The following is a 15,778-nucleotide window of genomic DNA, read 5'->3' as shown; positions in this document are numbered from 1 at the left end:
TCATTTTGAGCAGAACACCGGAATCGAGGGGGATCAAGCGCTAACAAAGGGCAAGGGATGCATCAGGATGGGGCGATTTCAGCCTCGTCCACCACGACAGAAGCGTGCCGCAGCATGCGAACGCAACAAAGGCCGTCGTCGTCCTGCTTGACAGGACGACCCAATATCCCAGAGCGACAGTGTCGGTCCGACGCGGCCGCTCTGGACAATTGGGTTCTTCGCTATCTCGGAGGATGATGGTTGGTCTGATTGATCGGCGTTCCCCGGACAAGCCGCGGCACGAAGTGCCGCGGCGCAGATCCGGGGTCCCGGTTTTCCGCTTCTCGCTCCATGCATCCGGTCAACCGGGGTCCCGGTTCTGCGAAGCGGCACTGCGTGCCGCATCGCGCCCGGGACACAGCGCTGACGTCGTCACATCGTCGCGCCCTGCACCCAGGGCGCGAATTCGGCGGCGCCGAAGTCGAAGCTTCCGCTCTTGGTCGGCTGGCCCGACGCGGTCTTCAGCATCAGGTCGAAGATGCGCTGTCCGCACTGCTCGACACTCTCGCTGCCGTCGAGGATGGTGCCGCAATTGATGTCCATGTCGTCTTCCATCCGGGTGAACATCGGCGTGTTGGTGGCGAGCTTGATCGAGGGCGCAGGCTTGCAGCCGAACACGCTGCCGCGGCCGGTGGTGAAGCAGACCAGGTTGGCGCCGCCGGCGACCTGCCCGGTCGCCGCGACCGGATCGTAGCCCGGCGTGTCCATGAACACGAAGCCCTTGCGCGTGATCGCTTCCGCGTAGTTCACGACGTCGACCAGATTGGTCGAGCCGGCCTTGGCCATCGCGCCGAGCGACTTCTCCAGAATTGTGGTGAGCCCGCCGGCCTTGTTGCCGGGAGACGGATTAGCATTCATCTCGGCGCCCTCGCGCGCGGTGTAGTCTTCCCACCAGCGCATCAGCGCAACCAGCTTCTCGCCGACCTCGCGGCTCACCGCGCGGCGCGTCAACAGATGCTCGGCGCCGTAGGTCTCGGGCGTCTCCGACAGCACCACCGTGCCGCCATGCCGAACCAGCAGGTCACTCGCCGCGCCCAGTGCCGGATTGGCCGAGATGCCGGAGTAACCGTCCGAGCCGCCGCACTGCAGCGCGACAATGAGTTCGCTCGCAGCGACCTTCTCGCGCTTCACCTTGTTGGAATCAGCCAGCGCCTCGCGCACGAAAGCGATGCCGGCCTCGACGCTTTTGCGGGTGCCGCCGAGTTGCTGGATTTCCAATTCGCGCAGACGCCCGGCGAGTTTCTGCTCGGCCATCAGCCCGCCGATCTGGTTGATCTCGCAGCCGAGCCCGAGCACCACGACGTGAGAGAAATTGACGTGCCGGGCGTAGCCGCCGAGCGTGCGGCGCAGGATGGTGAGCGGCGCGTCCTGCGTCATGCCGCAGCCGGTCTTGTGCGTCAGCGCCACCACGCCGTCGACATTGGGAAACTCCGCGAGCGGATCGTGACCCGAAAACGGATTGCGCTTGAACATTTCGGCGACCATCGACGCGACATGCGCGCTGCAATTCACCGAGGTGAGGATGCCGATGTAGTTGCGGGTGGCGACGCGGCCGTCGCTCCGGACGATGCCGTCGAAGCTCGCCGGCTGATCAACAATGGCGGTCGGCCGCGCGTCGACGCCGTAGGCGTAGTCGCGGGCGAAATCGCCCATGCCGCAGTTCTGGGTGTGCACGTGCTGGCCGGGCGCGATCGACTGCGTCGCGAAGCCGATGATCTGGCCGTAGCGCCGGATCGGCTCGCCCGCTTCGATCGGCCGGATCGCGACCTTGTGGCCGGCGGGAATGCGGTCGGCGGTGACCACGCTGTCCGCGACGGCGACGCCCGGCAGCAGCGTCGTCCGCGCGATCAGCACGGCGTCGTCGGGATGCAGGCGGATGGTCGGGGATGGGGACATGATATTCACCTCGCTCGCAACGACGTGCCCCGGATGCTGCGCAGCGCGCCGCCCTTGCGGCGTGATGCGCTGCTGATCGGGGCCCCGCTTGTTTCAACGAACTCTCGACCGGGATCCCGGTTCTGCGAAGCGGCACTGCGTGCCGCATCGCGCCCGGGACACGGCTCACGCCTTCCCGCCCGAGTTCTTCCGCGTCTCGCCGACCCACTGCTTGGCCGCCGTCGCCATGATGCCGCTGTCGTTCAACAGCGTCACCAGCTTGAAGCCCATTGCGATGTTTTTGGCGGCGCCGGTGGGTCCCGAGCAATGGATGCCCGGATAGATCCCGCGCTTGTCGCATTCCTTCAGCAGCTTGTCGTAAATCTTGAGGATCTCCGGCTCGTCGCGATCGAGCTTCGGCACCAGGCCGTAGGAATAGCCGAGATCGCTCGGCCCGACATAGACGCCGGCGATGCCCTCGACGTCGAGGATCGCTTCCATGTTCTCGACCGCGGTGCGGGTTTCGATCATCGGGATGCACAGCGTCTCGTCGTTGGCCGTGTCCTGATAGCTGCCGCCGGCGCCGTACATGCCGGCGCGGATCGGGCCATTGCTGCGGGTGCCGCGCGGCGGATATTTGCAATACTGGACGAAATTCTCGGCCTCTTCCTTGGTATTCACCATCGGGCAGATCACCCCATAGGCGCCGCCGTCCAGCACCTTGCCGATGATGCCCGGCTCGTTCCAAGGCACCCGCACCATCGGGGTCACCGGATGGCCGTTCATCGCCTGGAAGCACGCCACCATCGACTGATAGTCCTGCACGCCGTGCTGGATGTCGACGGTGACGCTGTCGAACCCGCATTGCGCCATCACCTCTGCCGAAAACCCCGATGGAATCGCCAGCCAGCCATTGACCACGACTTTGCCGTCGGCCCAGATCTCTCGCACCTTGTTCGCCATGGTTGCTTCCTTGCTCGACGTTGCAAATTAACGGGGCCTCATGGTGAGGAGGCGCGTAGCGCCGTCTCGAACCATGTGCGGCGGGCGGGCGGCCCATCCTTCGAGACGGCGCTTCGCGCCTCCTCAGGATGAGGTGGGACTTGTGGGAACTGTCTCACGCCACCGCCTGCTGGATCGCGCGTTCGTCGACCCCGACTTCGCGGGCGGTGGCGACGATCGCCGCCCAGGTATCGTCGGGGAGCGGCACGCCGTTCGCGGTGCGCTCGGTGCGGGTTCGCAGTTCCGGATCGCCGGGGATCAGCAGCGCCTCGGTGCCGGCGGTGGTCTTCGCGCTCCTGAAGTAATCGATGTAGCGCGTGACCTCGGCGTCGAACACATGCCCGGGATCGATCCGCTTGGGATCGACATAGATCGAGAACATGCCGTTGGCGAACGGTCGGTCCGGCCCGGTGGCGCCGTTGCCGCTCAATGCGCCGCCGAGCAGCTCGCAGATCAGCGCCAGCCCGGAGCCCTTGTGCTCACCGAACGCGCGGATCGCCCCCGCTCCGTTGACGTGATTGATCGGGCCGTCTTTTTCGAATGGGCCGTAAAGCGTCGCCGGGTCTTCGCTGAATGTGCCGTCGGGATTGATCAACGCGCCCTCCGGCAATTTCTTGCCGCCGCGCGCGGCGACCAGCACCTTGCCCTCGGCGACGATCGAGGTGGCGAAGTCGAGCACCACCGGCGGGGCGCCCGGCCGCGGCACCCCGACGCAATAGGGCGCGGTGGACAGCCGGCGCTCGACGCCGCCATAGGGCGCGACCAGAATCGAGCCGGCCGCCGTAACGAAGTGAATAGACACCAGCCCTTCGGCCGCCGCCATCTCGGCCCAATCACCGATCCGGCCGATGTGACCGGCGTTCTTCAGGCCGACCGCCGACAGCCCCTGCGCCTTGCACTTGTCGATGCCGATCCGCACCGCCTGCGGCCCGACGGTCTGGCCATAGCCGAACTTGCCGTCGACCACCGCGAGCGAGGGCAGATCGACCGGGACACCGACAGTCTGATCCGGATGCACCGCGCCGGCCTTGCGCCAGCGAATGTAGACCGGCACGCGGATGACGCCGTGGCTGTCGTGGCCGGTGAGATTCGCGGTGGTGAGATAGGAGCCGATCCGGCGGGCTTCGTCCTCGGACGAGCCGGCGCGCCCGAACACCTGGGCGACGAAATCGATCAGTCGATCGGCCTGAATCGTCACCATGTCGGCACAGCCACGCCGCGGCGGGCGCGCGCGGCCCTGCCCTGAATCAGATCCATCGTCGTCCTCCCGTCGCGGCCGGGCCTTTGGCAACGGCCGTCACTTGCGCTCGCGAGTTGAGCGAAAATTCTCCGGGCTGTCCACCGCTTCGCCCGCATGGCGCACTGGCATCGCCGACAGGCTCGCTTCCAGCAGCCGCAGCATCTCCTGCAACTCGGCGAGTTTTGCAGCGCCGTAACGTCGCGCGATCGCGGCGTAGATCTCTTCGGAGAAGGGCGCCACCGTTTCGATCAAGGTCAGGCCCTTCGCCGTGATCGACACCATGCTGCGGCGCTGATCCTGCTTCGCAGGCTTCCGCGCGATCAGCTTGCGGGCCTCGAGATCGCGCAGCATCCGCGACAGGCTCGGGCCCAGCAAGCAAGCATTATGCGCCAGTTCCGTGGCTTCGATCGCATCCACCGTCGTCAACGCGCGGAGAATCCGCCATTGCTGCTCGCTCAGGCCGTGGGCGCGCAGCAGCGGCCGGAAATGCCGCATCACCGCCTCCCGCCCGCGCAGCAGCGCCATCGGCAGCGAGCGCGAGAACTCGCGCATCGGCGGCTCCTTGTTCTGCGCCGTCCCTTCACCGTCGTTGCGAGGCGCATCGCGGCGAAGCAATCCAGCTCTGGAACGTACCGCTGGATTGCTTCGCTTCGCTCGCAATGACGGGGGAGACGTTTTTTGCATCGCAATAAGCACGGTTTGGATTTGAGCCCTATCACTTAACATGTTAATCAGTTTTCACGCGAGCGTTTTTGGCGGCGCCGGCGCAGGGATGGAAATCAAGGCGGAAGCCCAACATGGCGTTGTCGACGAACGAAATTCGCGCCGCGGCCGAGCGGCTGCACCAGGCCGAGAAGACCAAGGTCCAGATTCGCCAGCTCTCACTCGATCATCCGGCGATCACGGTCGCGGACGCCTACGCAATCCAGAAGGCCTGGATCGAGATCAAGGTCGGCGAGGGCCGAATCGTCCGCGGCCACAAGATCGGCCTGACGTCGAAAGCGATGCAGAGCCAGCTCGGCATCGACGAGCCGGATTCCGGCGTGCTGCTCGACGACATGTTCTTCGCCGACGGCGGCATCGTGCCGACCGACCGCTTCATCGCGACACGGATCGAGGCGGAACTCGCCTTCGTCATCAAGCATCGCCTCGAAGGCCCGCATTGCACAATCTTCGACGTCCTCAACGCCACCGATTTCGTGGTGCCGGCGCTGGAAATTCTCGATACGCGCGTGCAGCGCATCGATCCCGAGACCAAAGCTGCACGCAAGATCCACGACACCATCGCCGACAATGCGGCGAATGCCGGCATCGTGCTCGGCGGACGTCCGATCCGACCGCTGGATGCGGATCTGCGCTGGATCGGCGCGCTCGCCAGCAGGAACGGTCAATTGGAAGAGACCGGCCTCGCCGCCGGCGTGCTCAACCACCCCGCCACCGCCGTGGCGTGGCTCGCCAACAAGATCGCGCCGCAGGGCCTGGCGCTGGAGCCCGGGCAGATCGTGCTGGCGGGATCGTTCATCCGCGCCATCGAATGCCGCAAGGGCGACACGATTCAGGCCGATTACGGTCCCTACGGCGCCGTGAGTTGTTACTTCGGCTGACCACGAGCGAGTCCGACCCATGCCGCATTTCACCATCGAGTATTCCGCCAATCTCGACGACCGCGTCGACATGGCCGAGATCGTCGAGCTGGTGCGCACCAGCGCGATCGAGACCGGGATCTTTCCGGTCGGCGGCATTCGCGTCCGCGCGATCCGCTGCGAGCATTACGCCATCGCCGACGGCCGCGACGGCTTCGCCTTTCTGGCGATGCTGCTGCGGCTCGGCGAAGGCCGTGACCTGCCCGCCCGCAAGCGCGCCGGAGAGCACATCTTCGCCGCGCTGTCGCATTATCTCGACCCGCTATTCGCCGATGAAGGTTTCGCGCTGTCGTTCGACATGCAGATCAACGACAAGGAAACCTCCTGGAAGCGCAATTCGATTCACGATCTGCTCATCGCCGAGGCCCGCCATGGCTGATGCCGCCCCACCGAACACGAAAGCCGATCCGGCTGCGGCCTTTCAGGCCAATCTCGATCGCGCGACGCCGCTGTTGAAGACGCTGAAAGCCGACGGCATCGGCCACCTGATCGACGGCGCGATCGTGCCATCGTCGTCCGGCGAGGTGTTCGAGACGACCTCGCCGATCGACAATTGCGTGCTGGCGCAAGTGGCGCGCGGCACCGCGGACGACATCGACCGCGCGGCGCAGGCGGCCAAGCGCGCGTTTCCGGCGTGGCGCGACATGGCAGCATCGGCGCGACGCAAGCTGCTGCACAAAGTCGCCGATGCGATCGAGGCGCGCGCCGACGATATCGCCGTGCTGGAATGCATCGACACCGGCCAGGCGCATCGCTTCATGGCGAAGGCGGCGATCCGTGCCGCGGAAAATTTCCGCTTCTTCGCCGACAGATGCTCCGAGGCGCGCGACGGGCTGAACACGCCGAGCGACGAGCACTGGAACGTTTCCACCCGGGTGCCGATCGGCCCGGTCGGCGTGATCACGCCGTGGAACACGCCGTTCATGCTGTCGACCTGGAAGATCGCGCCGGCGCTCGCGGCGGGCTGCACCGTCGTGCACAAGCCGGCCGAGTGGTCGCCGGTGACGGCCGACCTGTTGTCGCGAATCTGCAAGGACGCCGGCCTGCCCGACGGCGTGCTCAACACCGTGCACGGCTTCGGCGAGGAGGCGGGCAAGGCGCTGACCGAACATCCCGCCATCAAGGCGATCGCCTTCGTCGGCGAAACCGCCACCGGCGCGGCGATCATGGCGCAGGGCGCGCCGACGCTGAAGCGGGTGCATTTCGAACTCGGCGGCAAGAACCCGGTGATCGTGTTCGACGACGCCGATCTCGACCGCGCGCTCGACGCCGTGGTGTTCATGATCTACTCGCTGAACGGCGAACGCTGCACCTCGTCGAGCCGGCTGCTGATCCAGCAGGGCATAGCCGACACCTTCGTCGACAGGCTCGCCGCCCGGGGGCGCGCTCTGAAGGTCGGCCATCCGCTCGATCCGGCGACCGAGATCGGCCCGCTGATCCATCAGCGCCATCTCGACAAGGTCTGCTCCTATTTCGATATCGCGAAACAGGACGGCGCCACCGTCGCGGTCGGCGGCGCGCGTTTCGATGGCCCCGGCGGCGGGCACTACGTGCAGCCAACGCTGGTGACCGGCGCGCGCAGCGACATGCGGGTCGCACAGGAGGAAGTGTTCGGCCCGTTCCTCACCGTGATCCCGTTCCGCGACGAAGCCGACGCGATCGCGATCGCCAACGACGTCCGCTACGGCCTCACCGGCTATGTCTGGACCGGCGACATGGGCCGCGCGCTCCGCGTCGCCGACGCGCTCGAGGCCGGCATGATCTGGCTCAACTCCGAGAATGTCCGCCATCTGCCGACCCCGTTCGGCGGCATGAAGCAATCCGGCATCGGCCGCGACGGCGGCGACTACTCGTTCGAGTTCTACATGGAAACCAAACACGTCTCGCTGGCGCGCGGCACGCACAAGATCCAGAAGCTGGGGGTGGTGTAGTGCACAGCCGCTCCACCCGTCATTCCGGGGCGCTCGCGCCAGCGAGCGAACCCGGGATCTCGCCGCGAGCACTGCTCGTGTCCATCATCTCGGGATTCCGGGCTCGCGCTACGCGCGCCCCGGAATGACGTCGCTGAATTCACACCAGAATCACTGGGGACCTCGCCAATGCCTGTGCCGCAGCACGTGTTCGACCCACCGTTCAACATCATCCGTTGCAGTCACGTCGTGCTCGACGTTACCGACCTTTCCGCCAGCGTTGAGTTCTATTCGAACATCATCGGCCTGCATGTCGAGGATCGCGACGACGCCACCGCCTATCTGCGCGGAAGCGAGGAGCATCAGCATCACTCGCTGGTGCTGCGCCAAGCCGCTCAGCCCGCCGCGGCGCGGCTCGGCTTTCGCGTCGGCAACGAGGCCGATCTCGACAAGGCCGGCAGCTTCTTTGCGGAAAACGGGCTGATCTACAGCTTCGTCGATCGGCCGTTCCAGGGCCGCACGCTGCACGTCACCGATCCGTTCGGATTCCGGCTCGAATTCTGCGCGAGCATGGAGAAGCGGCCGCATCTGTTGCGCCGCTACGAACTCTACAAAGGCTGTCATCCGCAGCGGCTCGACCATTTCAACGTGTTCGCCGCCGAGACCCAGGACACCATCGACTTCTACGCCCGGCTCGGATTCCGCCTCACCGAATACGCCGAAGAGGATGGCGAGAACGGTCGCATCGCCGCGGCGTGGCTGCACCGCAAGGGCAACGTCCACGATTTCGCGATCACCAATGGCCGCGGACCGCGGCTGCATCATTTCGCCTATTGGGTGCCCGGTCCGCTCAACATCATCCATCTCTGCGACGTGATGGCGTCGCGCGGGCTCAGCCTCGAGCGCGGCCCTGGCCGCCACGGCATCTCCAATGCGTTCTTCCTCTACGTCCGCGATCCCGACGGCCACCGCATCGAATTGTACTGCAGCGACTACCAGACCATGGATCACGACCACGCCCCGCTGCGCTGGTCGCTGCGCGACCCGCGCCGCCAGACCCTGTGGGGCGCGCCGGCGCCGCGTTCCTGGTTCGAGCAGGGCTCGGACTTCCTCGGCGAGGAGGTTCGCGAGCCGGTTTTCGTGGCCGATGTGATGATTGCGGATTGACCCCGGTCATCGCCCCGCTCGTCCGGGCGATCCAGTATGGCAGAGCGCTGGTTCGAAAAACGACCGCTCTGGGATACTGGGTCACCCGCATTCGCGGGTGACGACTTTTCTAAGGAACGCCGTCCATGACCACTCCCCGCCTTGCCACCTTCACCGTCAACGGCCTCACCCGCTACGGCGCGGTGTGCGACAACGGCGTTGTCGATCTATCGGCGCGCCACGCCAACGACTATCCGACCTTGCGCGAGGTGATCGCCGCGGGCGCATTGCAGCGGATCGTCGACGAAGCCGACCACACCGCGCCGGACTTCGCCCGCGACAAGGTGGTGTTTCAGCCGCCGATCCCGCAGCCGGAAAAGATCATCTGCGTCGGCGTCAACTATCCGGACCGCAACGCCGAATACAAGGACGGCAGCGAACCGCCGAAATTTCCGAGCATGTTCATGCGCACGGCGCGCTCCTTCGTCGGCCACGGCGCCTCGCTGGTGCGGCCGCGCGCGTCGAAGCTGCTCGACTACGAGGGCGAACTGACGCTGGTGATCGGCAAGCCCGGCCGCCACATCGCGGAAGCCGATGCCCTCGATCACGTCGCCGCAATCACGCTGTGCAACGAAGGCACGATCCGCGACTGGGTGCGCCACGCCAAGTTCAACGTCACGCAGGGCAAGAATTTCGATCACACCGGCAGCCTCGGCCCGTGGATCGTGCCGTTCGCGGGCGAAGCGCAGATCGCCGACATCCGCCTCACCACCCGCGTCAACGGCGACACGCGGCAGGACGACCGCACTTCGCGAATGATCTTCTCGTTCCGTTATCTGATCCACTACATCTCGACCTTCACCACGCTGGTGCCGGGCGACCTGATCGTCACCGGCACCCCGGCAGGCGCCGGCGCGCGCTCCGAGCCGCCCGTGTATCTGATGCCCGGCGATATCATCGAGGTCGAAGCCGACGGCATCGGAACCCTGCGCAACGGCGTGGTCGACGAAGCCGCGGCATAGTTATTTGTCTCATCAACAACGGACCTTTCCATGAGCATCATGACCGGCGGCGAAGCGATCGTGCAGGGCCTCGTCGCGCACGGCATCGACACCGTGTTCGGCCTGCCCGGCGCGCAGATCTACGGGTTGTTCGACGGCTTCGCCAAGGCGCAGCTGCGGGTGATCGGCGCGCGCCACGAGCAGGCCTGCGGCTACATGGCGTTCGGCTACGCCCGCGCCTCGGGCCGCCCCGGCGTGTTCAGCGTCGTGCCCGGCCCCGGCGTGCTGAACGCCGGCGCTGCGATGCTCACCGCGCTCGGCTGCAACGAGCCGGTGTTGTGTTTGACCGGACAAGTCCCGAGCGCCTATCTCGGCAAAGGTCGCGGCCATCTGCACGAGATGCCGGACCAGTTGGCCACGCTGCGCAGCTTCCTCAAATGGGCCGAACGCATTGAGTATCCGGGCAACGCGCCGGCGCTGGTCGCGCGCGCGTTCCAGGAGATGACGAGCGGCCGGCGCGGCCCGGTGGCGCTGGAAATGCCGTGGGAAGTGTTCACCCAACGCGCCGAGACGGGAGATGCAATCAAGCTCGATCCGGTCGCGCCGCCTCTCCCAGATCCGGATCGCATCGATGCGGCCGCGAAACTGATCACTGCGAGCAAGACGCCGATGATCTTCGTCGGCTCCGGCGCAGTGGAAGCCGGCGACGCGATTCTCGAACTGGCCGAAGCGATCGATGCGCCGGTCGTCGCGTTCCGAAGCGGCCGCGGCATCGTCAGCAACGCGCATGAACTCGGGCTGACCTTCGCCGCCGCCTATCGGCTGTGGCCGCAATGCGATCTGATCATCGGCATCGGCACGCGGATGGAGTTGCCCACCACGTTCCGCTGGCCGTTCCGGCCGGAAGGCCAGAAATCGGTGCGGATCGACATCGATCCGGCCGAGATGCGCCGCTTTTCGCCCGACGCCGCCGTCGTGGCCGACGCGAAAGCCGGCACGCGCGCGCTGGTCGATGCGGTGAGCAAGCGCGGCTACAGCAAGACCAAGGGCCGCCGCGACGCGATCCGCGACGCCTCCGCGCGGACGCTAGAGGCGATCCAGTCGGTGCAGCCGCAGATGGCTTACCTGAAGATCCTGCGCGAGGTGCTGCCGGACGACGCCATCGTCACCGACGAGCTGTCGCAGGTCGGCTTCGCATCGTGGTACGGCTTCCCGATCTACCAGCCGCGGACGTTCCTCACCTCCGGCTATCAGGGCACGCTCGGCTCCGGCTTCCCGACCGCGCTCGGCGCCAAGGTCGCCTGCCCGGACAAACAGGTGGTCGCGATCACCGGCGACGGCGGCTTCATGTTCGCGGTGCAGGAGCTCGCCACCGCGGTGCAGTTCAACATCGGCGTGGTGACGTTGGTGTTCGACAATTCGGCCTACGGCAACGTCCGGCGCGATCAGGTCACCCAGTTCGAAGGCCGCGTGGTGGCGTCCGATCTGGTCAATCCGGATTTCGTCAGGCTCGCGGAATCGTTCGGCGTCGCCGCGTCGCGCGTCACCTCGCCGGATCATTTCCGCGCCGCGCTCGAGAAAGCCCTGTCGCATGGCGGGCCGTATCTGATCGCGATCGATGTCCCGCGCGACAGCGAAGCGAGCCCGTGGCCGTTCATTCATCCAGCGCAACCGTAGGACTCCGACGAGCAGGCACACCTCTCGATCGTCATTCCGGGGCGCTCGCGCAGCGAGCGAACCCGGAATCCATAACCACAATTTCTCGCGTTGTTCACGGCGTATCGTACGCCGTGCCTGAACGCGCTTACTGGGGGTATGGATTCCGGGTTCGCGCTATGCGCGCCCCGGAATGACGAGCGTGATATCAGTGCCGGCAGCCCCTGCCCCGACCACTGCCCTCATGGTGAGGACGCTGTGCCCGCCTCCGCCCCGCGCAGCCGCGACGCCGCGAGCACCAGAAGCCCCGCGCCCGCCACCGACCAGCACGCCACCGGCGCCCAGTAGAGCAGCGGCGCGTAGTCCGGCAGCTTCTGTAGACCGCCGGCGGCCGCCGCCATCCGGGCAAAGGTGGCGAGCGCGAGCGCCGAGAACACCAGGCCGGTGAGCCGGCCTTCGGCGCCGGTCTGTCCGATCGCCAGCGCCGCCGACACCGCACTCATCAGCATGCAGCCCCACGCCGCGCCGGCAAGGAATTGCGCAGCGATCAGCACGTTGAGGTGGCCGGCATACTCCGCGCCGGCCACCGCCAGCGCACCCAGCAATCCTGCGACACCCATCACGATCAGCCCGCCGCGATGCTTGACCACGACGCTGGCCGGAAACAACGCGACGTTGAAGCCGATCCAGAACACCGGCATAAGCCATTGCAGATCGTCGGGTTTGGCGAAGCGCAGGAACATCGGCGCGCTGTTCAGGCCGAAATGCATCTGATAGCCGAGCGCGAGCAGCACCATCGCCGCGATGAACAACACCGGCAGGCGTCCCGGCGCCTTGCCGGGGGATCGCGGCTTCGCCGCGGGCTGCGCCGTCGAGAGCCCGCGTTCGACCCGCGACAGCGCCAGCGTGGTGATCAGCAGCACGACGCTGGAGATCACGAACGGCAGCCGCGCGTCGATGTCCTTCATCACCACGCCGAGATAGGGCGACGCCGCGCCGGCGAGGCCGTAGCCGAGCATGGTGAGCGCCGACAGCCACGGCAACGACGGCCGCGCGCCGTATTTACCGAACAGCGTCAGCGGCGGCGCGCGCAGCGCCGAGGATGTGGCGGCCCAAACTACGATCAGCGCGATGAACGCCACCTGCGCGGACGGCCCGCCCGAGGTGACGAACGGCAGCGCGATGAACGCGGCGCAGGAAATCGCTGTGGCGATGCCGACGAACAGGCCGATCCGGCCGGCGAGCGATGCGACCTTGTCGGCGGCGATGCCCATTGCGGTGTCGGCGATGGTGAAGATCGCCTGGTCGAGCATCAGGATCAGGATCACCGCGCCCGGCGCAATGCCCACCTCAGCGGCGAGTTTCGGCAAGAACACCACATAGATCGTCCAGCACAGCGCAAACAGCAGTTGCAGCAATGCGATATAGACGCCGGCGCGATTGATGCGGGCGCCGCTCGCGGCGTTGTCGTCGTCGATCGCAAGGTCGGTCATCAGCCCTCTCCCGATGTCAGGATAGAGGAGATCGCGGTGCGGCAAAAGTGATGTAACGCACCTACAGTGCCTTGCGAAATGTCAGGTTGATGCGCTGGCGGCCGAGCAGCGGGTGCTCGCCGTCCTTCAGCGCAAGCACGCCGTGATACACCAGCCGCGTCTCGCCGCCCCACACCAGCACATCGCCGTGGCGCAATTCGAAGCGCCGCGGCTTGTCGCTGCGCGCCATCCCGCCGAACTGGAAGATCGCCGGGAGCCCGAGCGACACCGAGACGATCGGCGCGGTGAAATCCCGCTCGTCCTTGTCCTGATGCAGCGCCATTTTGGCGCCGGGCGCGTAGCGGTTGATCAGGCAGGCGTCGGGGTCGAACCCGGCGAAGCCGGCTTCCGCGGCCGCATTGCGCGCCAGGTCACGCAGCATCATCGGCATCTCGGGCCACGGCTGACCGCTGGCCGGATCGTTCGCCGCATAGCGATAGCCGCCGCGATCGGTCACCCAGCCGGCGCTACCACAACTCGTCATCGCCACGCTCATCGTATAGCCACCCGGCGTCATCATGTGGCGGAACGGCGCGCGCGCGACGACGGCCTCGATCGCCTCGATCAATTCGAGCTCCTGCGCCCGTGCAAAGCCGTGCAGCAGCGTCGCGCCCGGCGCGATGTCCTCACGCCGCGGGCCATCGGACAGAGCATCGAACAGATCGGTTGCCAAGACTGATTTCCTTTCATCACATCGTCATCTCGCGCCGAACCGCCAGTCGCAAGTCTCCGCGGCGAGATCGACAAAGGCGCGGACCTTGGCCGACAACAGCCGCGGCGTCGGGTAGACGATCGCGATCGGCAGCGGCGGCTCTTCATAATCGGCCAATACGATCTGCAGGCGTCCGTCCCGAATCGCGTCGGCGGCCTGATAGGCGAGCACGCGCGTGAGGCCACCGCCCCGCTCGGCATGCAGGATCGCGGCGTCGGCAGAATTGGTGGCGAGGCGCGGCGTACAGCTCACACGGATGTCGCGCCCATCGACGACGAAACGCCACGTCACTGCGGACGCGCTCGTACCGAAATGGAGGGTGTCGTGCGCGGCGATATCCGCCGGCGTGGTCGGCGAACCACGCGCGTTCAGATAGTCCGGTGACGCCACGACGATCCGCCGCATCGCGCCGAGTTGCTTCGCCACCAGGCTCGAATCGGCGAGCCTCCCGATCCGGACCGCGCAATCGACGCCGTCCTCGACCAGATTGATCATCAGGTCCGACAGGCGCAGTTCTCCGGTGATGTCTGGATAACGCTTCAGATAGTCGGACAGCAGCGGCGCGATGTGCAGCCGGCCGAAGCCCACCGGCGCCGACACCACCAGCCGCCCCGACGGTTTGCTGCGCTCCGCGGAAACGGAAGCCTCCGCCTCCTCGATATCGGAGAGGATCCGCTTCGTCCGCTCGAGATAGCGCACGCCGATGTCCGTCAGCGCGACCGAGCGGGTGGTCCGCTGCAGCAGCCTTGCACCGACGCGCTCCTCCAGCGCGGCGACCAGCCGGGTCACCGCGGAAGGCGACAGCCCGAGTTTGCGCGCCGCAGGGGCGAAGCCCCGCAGATCGGCAACCGCCACGAAGGCGGCCATGGCGTCGAGACGATCCATCCTACTATTTCAATACAAGCAACAATGAAGTGTCAAATCAGCTTATTGCCCCAACCAGCGACAATGAGCACTTTCAGGCCTACTCGAGCACATCAGCCAGGAGGCTTCCATGAGTGACGCACTCCATTTCACCAGCGACATCGCCTTCACCCCGCAGGTCAAGGCCGTTCAGGCCCGCAAGGGCTCACGCAGCGCCTACGCCCGGGTTGAACAGAACGGCGGCTGGCGCAACGTGATCGACGACGATCTTGCCGCCTTTCTGGCGGCGCAGACCAGCATTCTGCTCGCGACCGCGAGCGCCGATGGGCAGCCCTACATTCAGCATCGTGGTGGTCCGGCGGGATTTCTGCATGTGCTCGACCGGCAAACGCTCGGATTCGCCGACTTTACCGGCAACAAGCAGTACATCACGCAGGGCAATCTCGCGGAGAATCCGAAGGCGTATATCTTCGTGATCGACTACGCGCATCGCCGCCGGGTCAAGATCTGGGGCCGCGCCCGGGTCGTCGAGGACGACCCTGCGCTGACCGCATCGCTGACGCCGAAGGGCTACAAGGCGCGGCCGGAGCAGGCAATTCTGTTCGAAGTCGAGGCATGGGACACCAATTGCCCGCAGCACATCCCGCAGAAATTCGACGCAGCCGACGTCGCCGAGGCGCTCGCCAAACGCGACGGCCGGATCGCCCAGTTGGAAGCTGAACTCGCTGAAGCGAGAATGCGCCGAGCGTAATCCGTAATCCGTAATCCGGACGAAATCCGGGAAAGCGGTTTCGCGATCGACCGCGTCGAGCTAAAGCGGAGCGATGATCAGCCCCGCGCCGACCGACCCGGTGAGTCCGTGCCAGAGTTGCGGCGCGTGCTGCGCCTATTCGGCGAACTGGCCGCGCTTCACCGTGGAGGACGACGCCGCGCTCGACGCGATTCCGGCGGAACTGGTCAATGCGCGACTGAGCGGGATGCGCTGCGAGGGCGAGCGCTGCTGTGCGCTCAGCGGCAGGGTCGGCGAAGCGACGGCCTGCACGATCTATGCGTTGCGGCCGGAGGTCTGCCGCGAGTGCCAGCCGGGAGATCCCGAATGCGGGATCGCCCGGCGCAGGCACGGGCTGGCGCCGCTGAGGGCCGGAGAGTAATCGATAC

General features: G+C 66.3%; 15 protein-coding genes. 8 read left to right on the top strand and 7 right to left on the bottom strand.

Going from position 1 to position 15,778, the window contains the following annotated elements; genetic code table 11:
• Positions 1-411 precede the first annotated feature (411 nt).
• From SR870_RS01050 to hpaR, 4 genes are all read right to left on the bottom strand, one after another.
• Positions 412-1,935: an altronate dehydratase family protein gene (locus SR870_RS01050; RefSeq protein WP_322516204.1), complete on the bottom strand. Its 1,524-nt coding sequence runs from the start codon at positions 1,933-1,935 to the stop codon at positions 412-414.
• Positions 1,936-2,100: 165 nt separating this feature from the next.
• Complete coding sequence (locus SR870_RS01045; RefSeq protein WP_322516203.1) at positions 2,101-2,877, bottom strand: HpcH/HpaI aldolase family protein; 777 nt, start codon at positions 2,875-2,877, stop codon at positions 2,101-2,103.
• A gap of 154 nt (positions 2,878-3,031) precedes the next feature.
• The gene (locus SR870_RS01040; RefSeq protein ID WP_322516202.1) at positions 3,032-4,117 is read right to left on the bottom strand and encodes a malate/lactate/ureidoglycolate dehydrogenase; all 1,086 of its coding nucleotides are present in this window, start codon (positions 4,115-4,117) and stop codon (positions 3,032-3,034) included.
• Positions 4,118-4,213: 96 nt separating this feature from the next.
• Positions 4,214-4,771: a homoprotocatechuate degradation operon regulator HpaR gene (gene hpaR, locus SR870_RS01035; RefSeq protein WP_416221113.1), complete on the bottom strand. Its 558-nt coding sequence runs from the start codon at positions 4,769-4,771 to the stop codon at positions 4,214-4,216.
• 182 nt (positions 4,772-4,953) lie between these two features.
• Here hpaR and hpaH point away from each other — a divergent pair, with 182 nt between their 5' ends.
• From hpaH to SR870_RS01005, 6 genes are all read left to right on the top strand, one after another.
• Positions 4,954-5,760: a 2-oxo-hept-4-ene-1,7-dioate hydratase gene (hpaH, locus tag SR870_RS01030; protein WP_322516200.1), complete on the top strand. Its 807-nt coding sequence runs from the start codon at positions 4,954-4,956 to the stop codon at positions 5,758-5,760.
• Positions 5,761-5,779: 19 nt separating this feature from the next.
• Positions 5,780-6,178: a 5-carboxymethyl-2-hydroxymuconate Delta-isomerase gene (locus SR870_RS01025; protein ID WP_322516199.1), complete on the top strand. Its 399-nt coding sequence runs from the start codon at positions 5,780-5,782 to the stop codon at positions 6,176-6,178.
• On the top strand, positions 6,171-7,730 hold the full coding sequence (hpaE, locus tag SR870_RS01020) for a 5-carboxymethyl-2-hydroxymuconate semialdehyde dehydrogenase (protein WP_322516198.1): 1,560 nt from the start codon (positions 6,171-6,173) through the stop codon (positions 7,728-7,730). Before SR870_RS01025 ends, hpaE begins: the two co-directional genes overlap by 8 nt.
• A gap of 168 nt (positions 7,731-7,898) precedes the next feature.
• A complete protein-coding gene (gene hpaD / locus SR870_RS01015) occupies positions 7,899-8,876 on the top strand; it encodes a 3,4-dihydroxyphenylacetate 2,3-dioxygenase (protein ID WP_322516197.1) in 978 nt (325 codons plus the stop codon).
• 125 nt (positions 8,877-9,001) lie between these two features.
• Positions 9,002-9,877 carry a fumarylacetoacetate hydrolase family protein gene (locus SR870_RS01010; RefSeq protein WP_322516196.1) on the top strand — a complete coding sequence of 292 codons (876 nt, stop codon included), beginning with the start codon at positions 9,002-9,004 and terminating at the stop codon, positions 9,875-9,877.
• Between the two features lie 30 nt (positions 9,878-9,907).
• Positions 9,908-11,533 carry a thiamine pyrophosphate-dependent enzyme gene (locus SR870_RS01005; RefSeq protein ID WP_322516195.1) on the top strand — a complete coding sequence of 542 codons (1,626 nt, stop codon included), beginning with the start codon at positions 9,908-9,910 and terminating at the stop codon, positions 11,531-11,533.
• 221 nt (positions 11,534-11,754) lie between these two features.
• Here the strand turns inward: SR870_RS01005 and SR870_RS01000 are convergent, their stop codons facing one another.
• The 3 genes from SR870_RS01000 to SR870_RS00990 all read right to left on the bottom strand — a co-directional run bounded on the left by SR870_RS01000 (position 11,755) and on the right by SR870_RS00990 (position 14,641).
• A complete protein-coding gene (locus SR870_RS01000; RefSeq protein ID WP_322516194.1) occupies positions 11,755-13,005 on the bottom strand; it encodes an MFS transporter in 1,251 nt (416 codons plus the stop codon).
• A gap of 61 nt (positions 13,006-13,066) precedes the next feature.
• Positions 13,067-13,717 carry a DNA oxidative demethylase AlkB gene (gene alkB, locus SR870_RS00995; RefSeq protein WP_322516193.1) on the bottom strand — a complete coding sequence of 217 codons (651 nt, stop codon included), beginning with the start codon at positions 13,715-13,717 and terminating at the stop codon, positions 13,067-13,069.
• A 24-nt stretch (positions 13,718-13,741) separates the two neighbouring features.
• Positions 13,742-14,641 carry a LysR family transcriptional regulator gene (locus SR870_RS00990; protein WP_322516192.1) on the bottom strand — a complete coding sequence of 300 codons (900 nt, stop codon included), beginning with the start codon at positions 14,639-14,641 and terminating at the stop codon, positions 13,742-13,744.
• 109 nt (positions 14,642-14,750) lie between these two features.
• On the opposite strand from SR870_RS00990, the gene SR870_RS00985 reads away from it, so the two are divergent.
• Positions 14,751-15,371, top strand: a complete 621-nt coding sequence (locus SR870_RS00985) for a pyridoxamine 5'-phosphate oxidase family protein (RefSeq protein ID WP_322516191.1) — start codon at positions 14,751-14,753, stop codon at positions 15,369-15,371.
• A 73-nt stretch (positions 15,372-15,444) separates the two neighbouring features.
• Positions 15,445-15,771: a YkgJ family cysteine cluster protein gene (locus SR870_RS00980; protein ID WP_322516190.1), complete on the top strand. Its 327-nt coding sequence runs from the start codon at positions 15,445-15,447 to the stop codon at positions 15,769-15,771.
• The last annotated feature ends 7 nt before the right edge of the window (positions 15,772-15,778 follow it).

Origin of the sequence: Rhodopseudomonas palustris (assembly GCF_034479375.1) — a bacterium.
GTDB lineage: Bacteria > Pseudomonadota > Alphaproteobacteria > Rhizobiales > Xanthobacteraceae > Rhodopseudomonas > Rhodopseudomonas palustris_M.
This window is presented reverse-complemented; position numbering and strand designations above follow the sequence as displayed.

What these genes read in the sequence shown, in the direction of transcription:
- SR870_RS01050 (WP_322516204.1), bottom strand. Translation starts at nt 1,935, where the DNA reads ATGTCCCCATCCCCGACCATCCGCCTGCATCCCGACGACGCCGTGCTG.
- SR870_RS01045 (WP_322516203.1), bottom strand. Translation starts at nt 2,877, where the DNA reads ATGGCGAACAAGGTGCGAGAGATCTGGGCCGACGGCAAAGTCGTGGTC.
- SR870_RS01040 (WP_322516202.1), bottom strand. Translation starts at nt 4,117, where the DNA reads ATGGTGACGATTCAGGCCGATCGACTGATCGATTTCGTCGCCCAGGTG.
- hpaH (WP_322516200.1), top strand. Translation starts at nt 4,954, where the DNA reads ATGGCGTTGTCGACGAACGAAATTCGCGCCGCGGCCGAGCGGCTGCAC.
- SR870_RS01025 (WP_322516199.1), top strand. Translation starts at nt 5,780, where the DNA reads ATGCCGCATTTCACCATCGAGTATTCCGCCAATCTCGACGACCGCGTC.
- hpaE (WP_322516198.1), top strand. Translation starts at nt 6,171, where the DNA reads ATGGCTGATGCCGCCCCACCGAACACGAAAGCCGATCCGGCTGCGGCC.
- hpaD (WP_322516197.1), top strand. Translation starts at nt 7,899, where the DNA reads ATGCCTGTGCCGCAGCACGTGTTCGACCCACCGTTCAACATCATCCGT.
- SR870_RS01010 (WP_322516196.1), top strand. Translation starts at nt 9,002, where the DNA reads ATGACCACTCCCCGCCTTGCCACCTTCACCGTCAACGGCCTCACCCGC.
- SR870_RS01005 (WP_322516195.1), top strand. Translation starts at nt 9,908, where the DNA reads ATGAGCATCATGACCGGCGGCGAAGCGATCGTGCAGGGCCTCGTCGCG.
- SR870_RS01000 (WP_322516194.1), bottom strand. Translation starts at nt 13,005, where the DNA reads ATGACCGACCTTGCGATCGACGACGACAACGCCGCGAGCGGCGCCCGC.
- SR870_RS00990 (WP_322516192.1), bottom strand. Translation starts at nt 14,641, where the DNA reads ATGGATCGTCTCGACGCCATGGCCGCCTTCGTGGCGGTTGCCGATCTG.
- SR870_RS00985 (WP_322516191.1), top strand. Translation starts at nt 14,751, where the DNA reads ATGAGTGACGCACTCCATTTCACCAGCGACATCGCCTTCACCCCGCAG.
- SR870_RS00980 (WP_322516190.1), top strand. Translation starts at nt 15,445, where the DNA reads ATGATCAGCCCCGCGCCGACCGACCCGGTGAGTCCGTGCCAGAGTTGC.